The sequence below is a fragment of the Achromobacter sp. 18P8.1.1 genome (assembly GCF_057799415.1).
This window is the reverse complement of the sequence record NZ_JBYOKH010000084.1, coordinates 1-17,313: the sequence shown is the minus strand read 5'-3', so window position 1 is coordinate 17,313 and position 17,313 is coordinate 1. Positions and strand designations below refer to the sequence as shown.

Here is a 17,313-nt window from a genome sequence, read left to right as displayed (position 1 = left end):
GCCGCCCTGCTGTCCAGCATGGGCCTGTCGGGCGCGTTCGCCGAATTCCTCGGCTCCGCGCTGCTGATCGCCGCGGTCGTGTTCGCCGTCATGTTCATCATCCGCCGCCTGCGTGGCGCCGCGCCGCGCACCGCGACGCAAGGTGCCTTCAACGGCGCCAACAACGCGCCGGGCCAGCAACAGCAGCCCATGTGGCGTGAAGCGCTGAAGCCGGCTGCCGCCGCGCCGGCCGCTGCTGCCGCACCCGTGGCCGCCGCGCCCGTGGCTCCCCCGGCCGTGCTGCCCAAGGCCGGTGAAGACAACAACTGGTTCGTGCCGGGTGATTTCGACACGCCCAACTTCCTGAAGCAGGCCAAGGAGCAGTTCGTCCGTATCCAGGCCGTGTGGGACAGCGGTAGCACCGATGGCCTGCGCGACTTCCTGACCGACGACCTGATCACCGAGCTCAAACCGCAACTGGCCGAGCGCGGCGCCGCGCCCAACAAGACCGAAGTGGTCCTGCTGAACGCCGAAATGCTGGGTATCGAGACCGTGTCCGACGGCCACCTGGCCAGCGTGCGCTTCTCCGGCATGCTGCGCGAAGCCCCGGGCGCCGAGGCCTTCCGTTTCGAAGAAGTCTGGAACCTGTTCAAGCCTGCCAATGGCGGCTGGCTGCTGGCCGGCATCCAGCAGATCCCGGTGGATCTCGCCAGCTAAGGCTGGCCGGCCGGGTCCGATTCCCGCCTCCGTTGCGGATGCCGTAAGGCATCTGCTTGAACCGGCCCTCCAAGGGCCGGTTTTTCCATGTTCTTTCCGCAAAACACGCACCCATCTAACCCGTTACACTCCCGATTTAGCCATTAACTTCGGCAACCCCCGCCACCGGGGCCGTTGCAGACCGTCATGCTGCCTTTTTCGTTCCTGCCGACTCCCTCGCGACTGGCTGTCAGCGCGCTCAACGCCCTGTTGAGGCGCGAAGACTGGGCGCGCGAGCGCCTGGCGCGCCACGCCGGCAAAACCGTGCGTTTTGCGCTGGGGGGCTTCACACTCGGCCTGACGATCGACAGCGAGGGTTTGGCATCCCAGGCCGACCCGGCCGTGGTGCCCGACGTGACGTTGACCGTCGCCCCGGAAAAGCTGCCCCTGCCGCGCCTGGGCGCGGACCGCGAGGTGCCCGATTTCGCCGAAGCGACGCACATTTCGGGCGACGCGGCGTTGGCGCAAGTGGTGGCGGACTTGTCCAAGCAACTGCGCTGGGACCCGGAAGACGCCCTGGCCCGCGTGGTGGGCGATATCGCCGCGCTGCGCATCGTGGGCGGCGCCCGGGCCGCGGCTGACGGCGCGCGTACCGCCGGCCGTCGTCTGGCCGAGAACGTGTCTGAATACCTGGCGGAAGAAAGCGGCGTGCTGGCGGGCCGTCCGGCGCTTGAGCAATGGCGCCTGGACCTGGCCGAACTGAACGCCCGCGCCGATGCGCTGGCGCGTTCGGCCACCGCCCTCCAAACCCGTCTGGCCGCTGCCAGCGCAAAGCGGGGCGCCTGATCCATGTTTCCCCTGCTGCGCCTGTTCCGCATCATCCTGGTTTCGCTGCGCTACGGTCTGGACGAGCTGGTGCTCTCCAGCCTGAACCATCCGCTGGCGACTTGCCTGCTGCGCGTCATCCGCCTGGGCACCCGGCCGCGCCAGCCGCGCGGGCAGCGCCTGCGCCTGGCGCTCGAATCGCTGGGCCCCATTTTCGTGAAGTTCGGGCAGGTGCTGTCCACCCGCCGCGACCTGATCCCCGCCGACATCGCCAACGAGCTGGCCTTGCTGCAAGACCGGGTGCCGCCGTTCCCGTCCGCGCAGGCCGCCGCCTGCATCGAAGCCGCGCTGGGCGCGCCGCCCGAGAAGCTGTTCGCGCAGTTCGAGGTGGACCCGGTGGCCTCGGCTTCGATCGCCCAGGTGCACTTCGCCGTGTTGCACGACGGCCGCGAAGTCGCCGTGAAGGTGCTGCGCCCGGGCATGCTGAGCATCATCGAAAAAGACCTGTCGCTCTTGAAGATCGTGGCGCGCATCATCGAGCGCCTGGGCGCCGATGGGCGCCGCCTGAAGCCGCGCGAAGTCGTGGCCGAATTCGACAAGTACCTGCACGACGAGCTGGACCTGGTGCGCGAGGCCTCCAATTGCAGCCAGCTGCGCCGCAATTTCGGCCCCGAGTCGGGCCGCGGCGACATGCTGATCGTGCCCGAGGTCATCTGGGAATACACGGCCTCCACGGTCTTCACCATGCAGCGCATGTACGGCATGCCGGTGGGCCAGGTCGAGCGCATGCGCGAAGCGGGCATCGACATCCCGACGCTGGCGCGCACGGGGGTGGAGATCTTCTTCACGCAAGTGTTCACCGACGGCTTTTTCCACGCCGACATGCATCCGGGCAACATCTACGTGTCAGACCGCCCCGACACACTGGGCAGCTATATCGCGCTGGACTTCGGCATCGTCGGTTCGCTGTCTGAGTTCGACAAGAATTACCTGGCGCAGAATTTCCTGGCCTTCTTCCACCGCGATTACCGGCGCGTGGCGCAACTGCACATCGAGTCGGGCTGGGTGCCTGCCGATACGCGCGAAGAAGAGCTGGAGGGCGCCGTGCGCGCCGTGTGTGAACCGTACTTTGACCGGCCGCTGTCCGAGATCTCGCTGGGGCAAGTGCTGCTCCGCCTGTTCCAGACGTCGCGCCGTTTCAATGTGGAGATCCAGCCGCAGCTGGTGCTGCTGCAAAAGACGTTGCTCAACGTCGAGGGATTGGGCCGCCAGCTCGATCCCAACCTGGATCTCTGGAAGACCGCCAAGCCCTATCTGGAACGCTGGATGCGTCAGCGCGTCGGATTCAAGGGGCTGCGTCAAAGCCTGGAAAAAGAAGCCGTGCAGTGGTCTCAGATGCTGCCCGCTTTGCCCAGGCTGGTCCATGACCACCTGAGCCGCCCGAACGTCTCGCCCGCCCTGCTGGCCGAGATGGTTCACCTGCGGCGCGCCCAGGAACAAAACAACCGGCTGGTTGCAGCGCTGGTTGGGGTGCTGGCTCTTGCGATCGGGGTCGCAATATGGGCCTTGACCCGGTAGGCGGCGCGATGATCTAGACGAACCCTGTCATGTTTCATTCATGAAACGGTCATCATAGCTTCGCGGGAGACGGCGAAAAATAGCGCTGCGGTGGATGAATGCAGCGTCACGCCGAAAAGACGCGCGCGCCATTCATTAATTTTTATCGCCCCACAAGCGGGACGAATACAAGGGCAGACCATGCTTTATCCTGAACTCTTCAAGACCATGGAAGCCGTGCGCTGGAACATGGCCCACGACATCCCCTGGGGGGATTTCGATCGCAGCAAGCTTTCCGACGAGCAAGCCCAAACGATCAAGATGAACGCCATCACCGAATGGGCGGCGTTGCCGGCGACGGAAATGTTCCTGCGCGACAACCGCGGCGACAGCGACTTCTGCGCCTTCATGTCGGTGTGGTTCTTCGAAGAACAGAAGCATTCGCTGGTGCTGATCGAATACCTGCGCCGTTTCTGCCCGGACCTGGTGCCCACCGAAGAAGAGTTGCACAACGTGCGCTTCGAATTCGATGCCGCGCCCGAGCTTGAAACCCTGATGCTGCACTTCTGCGGCGAGATCCGCCTGAACCACTGGTACCGCCGCGCCGCCGAATGGCATACGGAACCGGTCATCAAGGCCATCTACAAGACCGTCGCGCAAGACGAAGCCCGCCACGCCGGCGCCTATCTGCAGTACATGCGCCGCGCGCTGCATGACCGCGGCCAGGACACGAGCGAACAGGCCCGCCTGGCGTTCTCGAAGATCGGCGTGCTGATGGCGTCGGCCGGCCGCACCCAGCAGGCGTTGCACCCGACCAACCTGCACGTGAACAAGGACCTGTTCCCCAACGATACGGTGCAGTCGCGCTTGCCCGAACCGGGCTGGCTGGAGCACTGGCTGGACACGCAGATCCGCTTTGACGGCATCTGGGAACAGAAGGTCGCCTCGCGCATCCTGCACATCCTGTCCAAGCTGATGGACCGCAGCTTCGAAACGGTGAAGGACCTGAACCGCTACCGCAAGGAAATGACCGCGCTGGTGGTCCCCAAGGAAAAGAAGATCATCCTCGCCGGTACCTGATCGGCAGGTGTTGCGCGGGGCGGCCTGGCGCGGCCCCGCAGCCCTTTTCGGGTTGTTTTCGGGGTTGTTTTCGGCCGGCAGAGGGGGGGCAGGCGGGCGGATATAATCGCCGCATGTCCGCCGCCCGTTTCGAATCCAAAGTCCTGTCCCGCGACGAATGCGTCGCCGCCGTCGCCGCCGGCCGCCTGCCGCGGCCGCTGGTGTTCACCAACGGCGTCTTCGACATCCTGCACCGCGGGCATGCGACCTACCTGGACCAGGCCGCCCAACTGGGCGCGACGCTGGTCGTGGCGGTGAACACCGACGAATCGGTGCGCCGCCTGGGCAAAGGGTCCGAGCGCCCGCTGAACCGGATGGAAGACCGCGCCGCGCTGCTGGCCGCGCTGGGTTTCGTGACCGTCGTCACGTCCTTCCATGAAGACACGCCCGAGGCCCTGATCGGCGAGATCAAGCCCGACCTGATCGTCAAGGGCGGCGACTACGACATGGAAAAGCTGCCCGAAACCGCGCTCGTCAAGACGTGGGGCGGCCGCGCGGTGGCGATCCCCTTCGAATTCGAGCGTTCGACCACGGCGTTGGTGAAGAAGATCCAAGGCGCCTGATCCGGCGTGCAGGAATAAGAAAAGCGGCCTGGCAGGCCGCTTTTTTCATGCGCACGGGGCTTGATGGGTTGCGCGCGATGGGCATGCGTGTTCTTCCGGCGTATTTCCCGCGCTCCACCCATCCTACAGGCCGAGGCGTTCGTAGGATGGGTTGCGCGCGATGGGCATGCGCGTTCTTCCGACGTATTTCTCGCGCTCCACCCATCCTACAGGCCGAGGCGTTCGTAGGATGGGTGGAGCGCGAGAAGGCGCTCATGAATGAATAAGCGCCAATCGCGCGCAACCCATCAAGCGCCACGATCAGGCGACACCCATCAGGCCGCACCCATCAGCGGGCGTCGCGCAGCAGCCGGTTGATGGCTTCCAGGTCGGTCTCGGCCAGGATGCCGCTGACGGCTTTCAGGCGCAGGCCCGAGAGCACGGTGCTGTAGCGCGCCAGCGCCAGGTCGCGCTGGGTGGCATAGAGCTGTTGCTGGGCGTTGAGCACGTCCAGGTTGATCCGCACGCCCACCTCGTAGCCCGTGCGGTTGGCTTCCACCGCGGCGCGGCTGGACTTTTCGCCGGCCTCCAGCGCCTGGATGCGGGCCAGGCCGCTGGTGACGCCGGTGTAGTACTGGCGCGCAGCCTGGACGGCCTGGCGGCGCGAGGTTTCGAAGTCGTAGCGGGCTTTTTGCTCCAGCTGCACTTTCTCGGTCACCTGCGACGACACGCCGCCGCCCGCGTACAGCGGAATGGACAGGACCACGCCGATGGTGTTGTCGATCGGCTTGCCGGGCGCGGCGTTGCGCATGACGGCGTCGCTGGCGCTGCCACTGGTGGCGCGCAGGTTCAGGGTGGGGTAGTGGCCGCTTTTGGCGATCTGGATCTCGCGGCCGGCAATGCGGGTCAGGAGCTGCGCGCGCAGCACTTCCAGGCTCGACGCTTCGGCCTGGGTGCTCCAGTCGTTCACGCGGGCGGGCTGCGGCGCCGGCAACTGCACGCCATAGGGCAGTTCGGCCAGGGCGCCAGGCGGCGTGCCGATGATCTTGGCCAGCTCGTCGCGGCGCACGTCCAGGTCGTTCTGCAAGCGCAGTTCCTGCGCCACCACCAGGTCGTAGCGCGCCTGCGCTTCGTAGGTGTCGGTGACGGTGGCGTTGCCCAGTTCGAAATTGCGCTTGGCGGACTCCAGCTGCCCGGCCACGGCGGCCTTTTCGGCTTCGGTGGCAGTCAGCGTGTCTTGCGCATACAGCACGTTGAAATAGGCGTCGGCCACGCGCAGCAGCAGGTCTTGATAGGCCTGCTGAAGCTGGACTTCGACGTCGGCCACGATCAGCTTGGATTGTTCGTAGTTCTGCCAGCGGCCCCAGTCGAACAGGGGCTGGGTCAGCGCCAGGTCCCAGACGCCGCGTCCGCCGCTGTAGGACACGCCCAGGCCGCGGGTGCTGCGCGTTTCCTGGTAGGCGCCGCCGGCTTCGGCGGAAATCAGGGGCAGCAGCAGCGAACGGGCTTGCGGCTCTTTTTCCAGGCCGGCGCGGTAGTTGGCGCGCGCGGCGGCGTAGGTGGGGTCATTGCCCAGGGCCGATTGCCAGACCTGGATCAGGTTCTGCGCAAACGCGGGCGACGGGCCGACGCTTGCGGCAGAGGTAAAAACCAGTAAAGCCGTAAGCAATCGGACGCGCATGATTTTCAACGATACGCCGGGCCGCCTTGACAGGCGCGCGCCCCATCGGGGGGCGGGCGCAGGGCGGCAAGGTGGAGGGTTAGAACTTGAACTGGGACACCGTGGCGCCGCGCAGCGGCTTGATGACCGTTTCGAACAGGTTCACGGTTTCGAAGCTGGCGGCCGTGGTGCGGGTGATGCGACAGGCCGTCATGACCGGGGCCTGGCCCACGACCACGACGAGGCGGCCACCCACGCGCAGCTGGTACTTCAGCGCGTCCGGCACGACCGGCACGGAACCCGTCACCAGGATGGCGTCGTATTCGGTGGAGCCCCAGCCGTTGCGGGCGTCGCCGGTTTCGACCTTGACGTTGGTGACGTTGTTCATCTGCAGGTTCTGCTGCGCGAAGGTCACCAGGCGGCTGTCGATTTCAACCGAGGTGACCTGTTGGGCCAGATAGCCCAGCAGCGCGGCCTGGTAGCCGGAGCCGGTGCCGATTTCCAGCACACAGTCGGACTTGGTCAACTGCAGTTCTTGCGCCAGGCGGGCTTCGACCTTGGGGGCGAGCATCGTCTGGCGGGTATTCACCGCATTGATTTCCAGCGGCAGTTCCAGGTCGGAAAACGCCAGGGCGCGCAGGGCCGGCGGAACGAATTGTTCGCGGCGCACATCGAACAGCGCTTGCAGCACATTGGCGTCCAGGACGTCCCAAGGGCGGATCTGCTGTTCCACCATATTGAAGCGGGCTTGTTCTACGTCGGGCAGGGTCGAAGCGTTCATGACGGTCAGGAAAAAACAGAGGAATCAGCCGGCCATTGTACCGATTCGTAGCGTCCTGTGACGGCGTGCCCTGCCGGTAGATGTTTCAGCCGGGAATCCGGGCCCGCCGCAGGGGCCGCCAAACGACAGCGGCGCTCCGGAGAGCGCCGCTGGGTGACTGCGGGACCGCAAGCGCTACCGGGCGCTTACCACCAGGCGTGGAAGTGGTGCACCGGGCCGTGGCCCGAGCCCACCGACAGGCGTTCCGCGTGGCGGATGGCTTCGGTCAGGTAGGCCTTGGCGCGGCGCGCGGCCTCGGGTACGTCCCCGGTTTGCGGCAGCAGCGCGGCCAGCGCTGCCGACAGCGTGCAGCCGGTGCCGTGGGTGTTGACGGTTTCGATGCGGTGGCCGGGCAGCTCGATCATGCGGTCGCCGTCGTGCAGCAGGTCGATGGTCTCGTTGCCGGGCAGGTGGCCGCCCTTGACCAGCACCCAGCGTTCGCCCGAATGCGCGAGCTTGTTGCGCAGGCGTTCGGCCACGCGGCGCATTTCCTTGACGGTCTCAACCGGCCGCTCTTCCAGCAGCACGCCGGCCTCGGGCAGGTTGGGCGTCAGCAGGGTGGCCTGGGGCAGCATGGCTTCGCGCATGGCGCCCACGGCTTCCTTTTCCAGCAGCAGGTCGCCGCTCTTGGCCACCATGACGGGGTCCAGCACCACGTGAGCGGGCGCCCACTTGGCCAGCTTCTCGGCCACGACCTCGATCACCGGGCGCTGGCCCAGCATGCCGATCTTGACGGCGTCGATGCGCACGTCGGTGAACAGCGTGTCGATCTGCAGGCCCACGAAGGCGGGCGGCACGGGAGAAATGCCGGTGACGCCCTGGGTGTTCTGGGCGGTCAGGGCGGCGATGACGGCGCAGCCATAGGCGCCCAACGCGCTCATGGCCTTGATGTCGGCCAGCGTGCCGGCGCCGCCGGACGGGTCGACGCCGGCGATGGTCAGCGCGCGGGGGATGGGACGGGCGTTGCCGTCCTGCTGGCGGGAGCTCATTTCGCCGAACCCGGGCCGGCGGTGATCAGGCCTTCGGTGGGCGAGCTGGGCGCGCCGCTGTACAGTTTCTTGGGCATGCGGCCGGCCAGGAAGGCCTCGCGGCCGGCTTCCACGCCCTTCTTCATGGCGCTGGCCATCAGGATCGGGTCGCGCGCGCCGGCGATGGCGGTGTTCATCAGGACGGCGTCGCAGCCCAGTTCCATGGCGATGGCGGCGTCGGACGCGGTGCCCACGCCGGCGTCCACCACGACCGGCACGCGGGCCTGGTCGATGATCAGGCGCAGATTCCACGGGTTCAGGATGCCCATGCCCGAGCCGATCAGGGAGGCCAGCGGCATGACAGCCACGGCGCCCATGTCTTCCAGCATGCGGCACTGGATGGGATCGTCGGTGCAATAGACCATGACCTTGAAGCCTTCATCGACCAGCGTCTTCGTGGCCTTGAGGGTTTCGGGCATGTTGGGGAACAGGGTGTGCGGGTCGCCCAGCACTTCCAGCTTGACCAGGTCGTGGCCGTCCAGCAGCTCGCGCGCCAGGCGCAGCGTGCGGACCGCGTCGTCGGCGCTGTAGCAGCCGGCGGTGTTGGGCAGCAGCGTGAATTTCGACGTCGGGACGTAGTCCAGCAGGTTCGGTTCGCCGGCGTTCTGGCCGATGTTGGTGCGGCGGATGGCGACCGTGACGATTTCGGTGCCGCTGGCGTCCAGCGCGGCGCGGGTCTGTTCGAAGTCCTTGTACTTGCCGGTGCCGACGAGCAGGCGCGACGAATAGGCGCGTCCGGCGATGGTGAGGGTGTCTTGTGTGGTCATGGCGGTGTTCAAAGGGCGGGGGCGCGTGAGCGGAGCCCGCGGAGGCTGACTGATTTTGCTAAACGAATGATAAAGCACGGCGTGGCGCGGCAGGCGTGCTCATTGAAATGCCGCGTTCCACTATTTGCAGATCATGGTTATGGGGGCGGGCGGCTCAGCGCAACCGGTCCAGGTCGGCGCAGATGGCTTCGGCTGCATCGACCAGGCGCGGACCCGGGCGGTACAGGGCATCGGCGTCGATGCCGTAGACATGCCCCGCGCGGGCGGCGGGCAGCCCCAGCGCCTGCCAGGCGGCCAGGTTCCTGGGGGTGTCCTCGGGGCGTCCCACCCCGGCCAGCACCGCCTCGGGGCGGGCGGCCAGCACGTTTTCCAGCGTGACCTGCGGGGCGACGACGGGTGCCTGCCCGAAGACGTTGACGCCGCCGCAGATGCGCAGCGCGTCGCTGACGATGCTGCTGTCGTTCAGGGTGTAGATGGGATCCAGGCCCGCCTGGACGAAGACGCGCACGGGCCGGCGGCCGGCATAGCGCGCCGTCAGGGCGGCCAGGCGGGCGCGCAACTGTTCGGCGGCGGGCCGCGCCTGCGCCTCGGTGCCGAACAGCGCGCCCATGCTTTCCACGGCGTCGGGAATGGCGGCAAGCGTCAGCGGATCGCTGTAGAAGACGGGCACGCCCAGCTTGTCCATGACCCGCGACAGAGGCTCGGCCGCGGCGGGCTGCCAGGCAATCAGCAGGTCGGGGCGCACGGCGGCCACGCGTTCGGCGTCGGGCTGGGTGCCGTCGCCGATGACGGGCAGTTGCCGGGCGGCGGCGGGATAGTCGCTGCCGCGGATGGTCGCGATGAGGCGGTCACCCGCGCCGGCGGCATAGACGAGTTCGGTGGCGTGGGGCGCCAGGGTGACGGCGCGGCGCGCGGGCGCAGCCAGCAAGACCGTGCGGCCTTTGTCGTCGTGGACCTGGATGGGGGAAGCGGGGTCGCCGGCGGCGGCCGGCGGGTGGGCCAGCATCGCGCCCAGGGCCAGGAACAGCCCGGGAGCGATGCGGGGGTAGGCGCGTGCGAAGGTCATGCAGGGGCCGATAAGGTCAGCGGAGTACGCCGACTATATCGGATGTCCGCAATCAATAGCGCAGCGTGAGCGACGCGTAGAAATTGCGGCCCGGCGCCGGGTACAGGTTGTAGTTGGCGACGGGGCCCAGCATCTGGAACGACGCATCGCCGCCGCGGATGCCGTAGGTGGCGTACTGGCGATCGAAGATGTTGTTCACGCCGATGGCGCCTTCGACGTTGCGCGTGAACTTGTAGGCCAGCTTCGTGTTGAACAGCACGTAGGCGTCCAGTTCCTTGTCGAACTGGTTGGCCTGGTCGTTGTCCATGCGCGACTTGCCCACATATTGCGCCGACACGTTCCACAGGAAGGCGTCGGTGGGGCGCCAGGTCACGCCGGCGTTGGCCAGCCACTTCGGGGCCAGCGGCACGGTCTTGCCGGCCAGGTCCACGCCGGCGTAGGTGCCGGAACGGAATTGCGCTTCCATCCAGGTCACGTTCGCATCCAGCGTCACGCTGCTGGAAATGGCGGTGCGGCCTTCCAGTTCGATGCCTTGGCGGCGGGTCGGGTCCAGGTTGGTGTTGGCGCCGGTGCCCGGGCCCCACATGCCGTCGGCCAGCGGGTTGTACTGGATCTCGTTGGTCAGGTCATAGCGGAAGTACGACAGGCGGGCGCTGCTCGATGCCGCTTGCCACGTCACGCCGATTTCCTTGTCGGTGGACGTCTGCGGGGCCAGCGGGTTCTGCACCGACAGCAGTTCGTCGGCGTTGGGCAGGCGGAAGCTGCGGCCGACCTTGCCGTATACGCCGAAGCCGGCGGGCAGGTCCTGGCGCACGCCCAGCTGCCAGGCGGTCAGGTGGTTGCTGCGGTCGGACGCGGTGCCCGACCCGCTCAGCACGTCCAGGTCGTCGGACGCATACTGGCGGCGCACGCCGGCCGTCACATAGGTGGTGTCGGTGGCGCGGATCTGGCCTTCGGCGAAGAGCCCGTACTGGTGCTGGCGCGACTGCCACTTGGACGGCTCGAAGTCGTAGTAGGCGTTCTGGTCGGCGGTAGTCTTGGATTCTTGCGCGTCAGCGCCGAAGACGAGGCTGTGGCCGCCGTTGATCGGCAGGCGATAGCGCACGCTGGCGATGTTCTCTTCCAGCTTCTGGTCGCGCAGGGTGTCGCCGAAACCGTCGAATGACAGGCCGTTGAGCTTCTTCTCGCGGGTCGACAGGTCGGCGTACAGCGTGCCGGCGCCGATCGCCTGTTCGACTTGCAGGCCGAAGGTGGTGCTCGTGGTCTTGACGAAGTCGACGTCGTTCTTCGAGCCGCGCGGGTCGTCCTGGAACTCGTTCACACCGGTCGACGGGCTGATCAGGCGCGGGCCGGGCAGTTCCAGCTTTTGCGTGGTGGTGCGGCCATACAGGCGGATCGAGCCGTTGTCGTGGCGCAGGGTGATGCCGCCGCCGCCGCCTTCGCGGCGCTCGCCGCTGTGGTCGCGGTAGCCGTCGGTGTGCAGCGACTGCAGGTAGGCATCGACGCCGACCTTCTCGTTGTTCATCGCCACGGCGGCGTCGTACTGGCGCAGGCCGTAGCTGCCGAAGGTGGCGGTGGCGCGGGCGGTCACCGGTTCCTTCGAGAAATCGGACTTGGTGATGATGTTGACCACGCCGCCGGTCGTGCCGCCGCCGTATTGCACCGAGCCGCTGCCGCGCACGATTTCCACGCGTTCGACCTGGTCCAGCGGCACCACGCCCAGGCCCGGGGCCGACAGGTCGTTGGTGTTCTGCTTGACGCCGTCGATCATGATCAGCGTGTTGCTGGCGCCGGTGATGCCGAAGCCGCGCAGGTCGACGATGGCGTTGTCACTCGAGCTGCTGGTGTTGATCAGGTGGATGCCCGCCTGGGTCGACAACAGGTCCTGCATGGTGCGGGCGCTGCTGGCGGCGATGTCTTCGGCGGTGATGACCGAAATGGACACCGGCAGCGTGCGGCCGTCCGTCGGCACGCGCTGGGCGGTGACGGTCACGGTTTCGAGCTCGGGGGTGGCGGAGGCGGTTTGCTGGGCGGCGGCGATGGCCGGAGCGGAGCAGAGCAGGGCGCCGGCGTAACGCCGGATGGAGCGGGCTTTCATCTACGTAACCTCGATGCGACCCGCGACCCCGCAGGTCATTCACGATGGGGAGGATGCCCACGCGCAGCGGGCCGGTCGGCCCGGCGGCGATGCGTGGACTTCCTGACGAGCGAACTGGCCGGTATCGGGCTGCCATGGGCGCAGACAAGCGCGCATGGGGACCGTTGCGGGGGCAGCACAGGCTGGACGGCGGGGGCGTGCCACGCGGCCTTGTGGGCGGCGCGGCGGCCCGGGGGCCGTCTTCCTGTTTCCCGTTTACCTTTCGCGCGCGGCTGGCAAGTGTTGCGTTCTTGCAAGCCCGATGCGCCGAAAGCACCGGTTCGGGGCCGAAACTGTATCACCGGAGGGCGCGAGGGGGCCCGTTTTGTTACGATCAGGGCTTGTTTTTCCAGTGGTTTTGGCGTTTTAGCCACATCTTCGCCACTGAAGCCAACCTATAGCCGGACCTGCCCGTGTCGTATCCCCGCCTGCCGTACCCGCCCGAAGCCTATACCCAAGGCGGCGAATTCGCCCGCCTGCTGGGCCAGCGCATCCTGATCCTGGACGGCGCCATGGGCACCATGATCCAGCGCTACAAGCTGGGCGAGGCGGACTTCCGCGGCCAGCGTTTCGCCGACCACGGCAAGGACGTCAAGGGCAACAACGAGCTGCTGTCGCTGGTGCGGCCCGACGTGATCTCGGAGATCCACCGCCAATACCTGGAAGCGGGCGCCGACGTCATCGAGACCAATACCTTCGGCGCCACGACGATCGCGCAGGGCGACTACGACCTGCCGGAACTGGCCTACGAACTGAACCTGGTTTCCGCGAAGCTGGCCCGCGAGGCCTGTGACGCATTCAGTACGCCGGACAAGCCGCGTTTCGTGGCCGGCGCCCTGGGCCCGCAGCCCAAGACGGCATCGATCTCGCCTGACGTGAACGACCCGGGCGCCCGCAACGTCACCTTCGACGAATTGCGCGTGGCCTATATCGAACAGTTGAACGGCCTCCTGGACGGCGGCATCGACATCGTCCTGATCGAAACCATCTTCGACACGCTGAACGCCAAGGCCGCCATCTTCGCCACCGAAGAAGTGTTCGAGGCGCGCGGCATCCGCCTGCCCGTGATGATCTCGGGCACGGTGACCGATGCGTCCGGCCGCATCCTGTCGGGCCAGACCGTGGAAGCCTTCTGGAACTCGGTGCGCCACGCGCGCCCGGTGACCATCGGCCTGAACTGCGCGCTGGGCGCAGCGCTGATGCGCCCCTATGTGGCCGAGCTTTCCAAGATCTGCGACACCTATGTCTGCGTGTACCCCAACGCCGGCCTGCCCAATCCGATGGCCGAAACGGGCTTCGACGAAACGCCGGCCGACACGTCCGCGCTGCTTGAGGAATTCGCACGCGCCGGGCTGGTGAACATGTCGGGCGGCTGTTGCGGCACGACGCCCGACCACATCCGCGCCATCGCGGACAAGGTCGCCGCGCTGACGCCGCGCATCGTGCCGGACATTCCGGTCAAGACCCGCCTGTCGGGCCTGGAGCCCCTGAACATCGACGAAGAGACGCTGTACGTCAACGTGGGCGAACGCACCAACGTGACGGGCAGCAAGATGTTTGCCCGCCTGATCCGCGAGGAAAAGTACGATGAGGCGCTGGCCGTTGCCCGCCAGCAGGTCGAGAACGGCGCGCAGATCATCGACATCAACATGGACGAGGCCATGCTGGATTCGGTGGCCTGCATGCACCGCTTCCTGAACCTGATCGCCTCCGAGCCCGACATCGCCCGCGTGCCGGTCATGATCGACAGTTCGAAGTGGGAGGTCATCGAGACCGGCCTGAAGTGCGTGCAGGGCAAGCCGGTGGTGAACTCCATTTCGATGAAGGAAGGGCTGGAGCCGTTCCGCCATCATGCGCGGCTGTGCCGCCGCTACGGCGCCGCCGTGGTCGTCATGGCGTTCGACGAACTGGGCCAGGCCGACACGCTTGCGCGCCGCAAGGAAATCTGCGCCCGCGCCTACAAGATCCTGGTCGAGGAAGAAGGCTTCCCGCCGGAAGACATCATTTTCGATCCGAACGTCTTCGCGGTCGCCACCGGCATCGACGAGCACAACCACTACGCGGTGGACTTCATCGAAGGCACCCGCTGGATCCGCGACAACCTGCCGTACGCGCGCATCTCGGGCGGCGTGTCCAACGTCAGCTTCTCGTTCCGTGGCAACGAGCCGATGCGCGAGGCCATCCACACCGTGTTCCTGTACTACGCGGTCAAGGAAGGCATGACGATGGGCATCGTCAACGCCGGCCAGCTGGGCGTGTACGCGGACCTGGATCCCAAGCTGCGCGACCTGGTCGAGGACGTGGTGCTGGACCGGGCCGAGCCGGTGGGCAAGACCGAAGCCGACGACGAGCGCACGCCGACCGAACGCCTGGTGCAGTTTGCCGACACGGTCAAGGGTTCGGGCGCCAAGCGCGAAGAAGACCTGACCTGGCGCAACGCCGAAGTGGAAAAGCGCCTGTCGCACGCGCTGGTGCACGGCATCACCGCCTTCATCGTGGAAGACACGGAAGAAGTGCGCCAGAAGATCTTCGCTCGCGGCGGCCGCCCGATCGAAGTGATTGAAGGCCCGCTGATGGACGGCATGAACGTCGTGGGCGACCTGTTCGGCGAAGGCAAGATGTTCCTGCCGCAGGTGGTGAAATCCGCCCGCGTCATGAAGCAGGCCGTGGCCCACCTGATCCCCTTCATCGAAGAGGAAAAGCGCCAGATCGCGGCCGCCGGCGGCGATGTGCGCGCCAAGGGCAAGATCGTCATCGCCACGGTCAAAGGCGACGTGCACGATATCGGCAAGAACATCGTGTCGGTCGTCCTGCAATGCAACAACTTCGAAGTCGTGAACATGGGCGTGATGGTGCCCTGCGCGCAGATCCTGGAAAAGGCCAAGGAAGAAAACGCCGACATCGTCGGCCTGTCCGGCCTGATCACGCCCAGCCTGGAAGAAATGGCGTACGTGGCCAGCGAAATGCAGCGCGACGAATACTTCCGCAGCCGCAAGCTGCCGTTGATGATCGGTGGCGCCACCACCAGCCGCGTGCACACCGCCGTGAAGATCGCGCCCAACTACGAAGGCCCGGTCATCTACGTGCCGGACGCCAGCCGTTCGGTGGGCGTCGCGACCAACCTGATGTCGGAGCAGTCGGAAACGTATCTGGCCGAACTGGCCCAGGAATACGAGGAAGTGCGCCGCCGCCACGCCAACCGCAAGGCCACGCCGATCCTGCCGCTGGCGGACGCGCGCGCTTCGCGCCCGGCGATCGACTGGGATAACTACACGCCGCCGCGTCCGAAGTTCATCGGCCGTCGCACGTTCAAGAGCTACGACCTGGCCGAGATCGTGAAGTACGTGGACTGGGGCCCGTTCTTCCAGACCTGGAGCCTGTTCGGGCCTTTCCCCGCGATCCTGGACGACAAGGTGGTGGGCGAACAGGCGCGCAAGGTCTACGCCGACGGCCTGGCCATGATGAAGCGCATCGTCGAAGGCCGCTGGCTGACCGCCAACGGCGTGGTCGGCTTCTACCCCGCCAACAGCGTCAACGACGAAGACATCGAGATCTACAAGGACGAGACGCGCAGCGAAGTGCTGTTCACGTACCGCAACCTGCGCCAGCAGGGCGCCAAGCGCGAAGGGGTCAGCAACAAGTCGCTGTCCGACTTCATCGCGCCCAAGTCGTCGGGCAAGCTGGACTACATCGGCATGTTCGCCGTCACCGCGGGCATCGGCATCGAGAAGAAGGAAGCCGAATTCGAAAAGGCCCTGGACGACTATTCCAGCATCATGCTCAAGTCGCTGGCCGACCGCCTGGCCGAAGGTTTCGCGGAATGCCTGCACGCCCGCGTGCGCCAGGACCTGTGGGGCTATGTGCCCGACGAGGCGCTGACGAACGAGGACATGATCGCCGAGAAGTACGTGGGCATCCGCCCCGCGCCCGGCTACCCGGCCTGCCCGGAGCACGTGGTCAAGACCGACATGTTCCGTGTGCTGGACGGCGGCGACATCGGCATGATGCTGACCGATAGCTACGCGATGTACCCGGCCTCCAGCGTGTCGGGCTTCTACTTCAGCCACCCGGAGTCGCAGTACTTCAACGTGGGCGTGATCGGCGAGGACCAGCTGGAAGACTACGCCAAGCGCAGCGGACGGACCATCGAAGACCTGAAGCGGACGCTGGCCCCGAATCTGGGGTGATGCGCCCGCGTGGCGCGCGATGAAAAACCGGCCAGGAGGCCGGTTTTTTTTGCGCCGCCGCCAGTTGCGGGCTGGCTTAGCGCGCAGGCGGCGCGATGCGCCCCAGCACGTCTTCGATCATCACGCCGATCGCCAGCACCTTGCGGTCGTCGCCGGGCAGTCCGTCGATCTCCAGGCCCACCGGCAGGCCTTCCGGCGACAGGCCCGCGGGCACGCTCAGCCCGGGCAGGCCCGCGTTGCTGCCGGGGTCGACGTTGCGGGCCAGGCGGCTGAAGCTTTCGAAGCTGCTGGCCTCGGGCGTGGCGGCCATCGGCAGGATGGGCAGCGTCGGAAACAGCAGGCCGTCCAGGCCGTGCTCCCGGAAGGCGCGGCGGTATACCTCGATCAGTTCGTCGCGCTGGACGGCGATGACGCGTTCGTACAGCGGTTGCAGCGCCAGGACCTGGCCATCGGGCGTGGGCAGTACGCCAGGCACGATCAATCCGTCGAAAATGGCTTTGACGTCGGGGCTGGATATCTGCGCCACCACGTCGTCGAAGCTCACGCCCGTGCCGTAGCGCTGCAGGTACGCGGTCAGGTCGGGCTTTTGCTCATACAGGCACAGCGGCATGCCGACCGCGGCGTTGGCGGCCGGCAGGTCAGGCATGTCGAGGTCCACCAGATGCACGCCGGCCTCGCGCAGCTTGGCCAGCGCGGCATCCATGACGCTGCGCACCGATGGTTCCAGGTCGGCCCAGAAATAGCGCGCCAGTCCCAGGCGCACGCCCGAGGGCGGCAGGGGCGCCAGCGCTTGCGCGTCGCCTGCCAGCACGGCGTCCAGCAGCACGATGTCTTGCATGCTGTTGGCGATGGGCCCCGGCGTATCGCGGGTGTGCGAGATGGGCGTGATGCCCGCGCCGTCGTAGCGGCCGACCGAAGGCCGGAAGCCCG

Annotated in this window: 13 protein-coding genes; 6 read left to right on the top strand and 7 right to left on the bottom strand. The window is 66.8% G+C overall.

Features of this window, described 5'->3' with window-relative positions; translation table 11 throughout:
• The 5 genes from AC27VE_RS30190 to rfaE2 form a co-directional block, all read left to right on the top strand.
• The coding region (locus AC27VE_RS30190; protein ID WP_488705795.1) for a Tim44 domain-containing protein at positions 1 to 696 on the top strand (696 nt) is incomplete at its 5' end.
• Between the two features lie 186 nt (positions 697 to 882).
• Positions 883 to 1,521: a ubiquinone biosynthesis accessory factor UbiJ gene (locus AC27VE_RS30185; protein ID WP_488705794.1), complete on the top strand. Its 639-nt coding sequence runs from the start codon at positions 883 to 885 to the stop codon at positions 1,519 to 1,521.
• 3 nt (positions 1,522 to 1,524) lie between these two features.
• On the top strand, positions 1,525 to 3,078 hold the full coding sequence (gene ubiB, locus AC27VE_RS30180; RefSeq protein WP_006227977.1) for a ubiquinone biosynthesis regulatory protein kinase UbiB: 1,554 nt from the start codon (positions 1,525 to 1,527) through the stop codon (positions 3,076 to 3,078).
• Between the two features lie 180 nt (positions 3,079 to 3,258).
• Positions 3,259 to 4,137 (top strand): ferritin-like domain-containing protein, encoded by an 879-nt coding sequence (locus AC27VE_RS30175; protein WP_088590987.1) that lies wholly within the window; start codon positions 3,259 to 3,261, stop codon positions 4,135 to 4,137.
• A 113-nt stretch (positions 4,138 to 4,250) separates the two neighbouring features.
• Positions 4,251 to 4,739, top strand: a complete 489-nt coding sequence (gene rfaE2 / locus AC27VE_RS30170; RefSeq protein WP_488705793.1) for a D-glycero-beta-D-manno-heptose 1-phosphate adenylyltransferase — start codon at positions 4,251 to 4,253, stop codon at positions 4,737 to 4,739.
• A gap of 328 nt (positions 4,740 to 5,067) precedes the next feature.
• Here the strand turns inward: rfaE2 and AC27VE_RS30165 are convergent, their stop codons facing one another.
• The 6 genes from AC27VE_RS30165 to AC27VE_RS30140 form a co-directional block, all read right to left on the bottom strand.
• Positions 5,068 to 6,399: a TolC family outer membrane protein gene (locus AC27VE_RS30165; RefSeq protein WP_006227980.1), complete on the bottom strand. Its 1,332-nt coding sequence runs from the start codon at positions 6,397 to 6,399 to the stop codon at positions 5,068 to 5,070.
• 79 nt (positions 6,400 to 6,478) lie between these two features.
• A complete protein-coding gene (locus AC27VE_RS30160; protein ID WP_006227981.1) occupies positions 6,479 to 7,159 on the bottom strand; it encodes a protein-L-isoaspartate O-methyltransferase family protein in 681 nt (226 codons plus the stop codon).
• A gap of 185 nt (positions 7,160 to 7,344) precedes the next feature.
• On the bottom strand, positions 7,345 to 8,187 hold the full coding sequence (gene thiD / locus AC27VE_RS30155; protein WP_488705792.1) for a bifunctional hydroxymethylpyrimidine kinase/phosphomethylpyrimidine kinase: 843 nt from the start codon (positions 8,185 to 8,187) through the stop codon (positions 7,345 to 7,347).
• Complete coding sequence (locus AC27VE_RS30150; RefSeq protein ID WP_006227983.1) at positions 8,184 to 8,993, bottom strand: thiazole synthase; 810 nt, start codon at positions 8,991 to 8,993, stop codon at positions 8,184 to 8,186. The genes thiD and AC27VE_RS30150 overlap by 4 nt, the downstream gene beginning before the upstream one ends.
• Before the next feature lie 154 nt (positions 8,994 to 9,147).
• The gene (locus AC27VE_RS30145; RefSeq protein WP_488705791.1) at positions 9,148 to 10,059 is read right to left on the bottom strand and encodes a cobalamin-binding protein; all 912 of its coding nucleotides are present in this window, start codon (positions 10,057 to 10,059) and stop codon (positions 9,148 to 9,150) included.
• A gap of 52 nt (positions 10,060 to 10,111) precedes the next feature.
• Positions 10,112 to 12,157: a TonB-dependent receptor gene (locus AC27VE_RS30140; RefSeq protein ID WP_488705790.1), complete on the bottom strand. Its 2,046-nt coding sequence runs from the start codon at positions 12,155 to 12,157 to the stop codon at positions 10,112 to 10,114.
• Positions 12,158 to 12,609: 452 nt separating this feature from the next.
• On the opposite strand from AC27VE_RS30140, the gene metH reads away from it, so the two are divergent.
• On the top strand, positions 12,610 to 16,383 hold the full coding sequence (gene metH / locus AC27VE_RS30135) for a methionine synthase (protein ID WP_488705789.1): 3,774 nt from the start codon (positions 12,610 to 12,612) through the stop codon (positions 16,381 to 16,383).
• 76 nt (positions 16,384 to 16,459) lie between these two features.
• On the opposite strand, the gene AC27VE_RS30130 is transcribed toward metH, so the two are convergent.
• Positions 16,460 to 17,313: amidase family protein (locus tag AC27VE_RS30130; RefSeq protein ID WP_488705788.1), on the bottom strand; the 854-nt coding region annotated here is incomplete at its 5' end.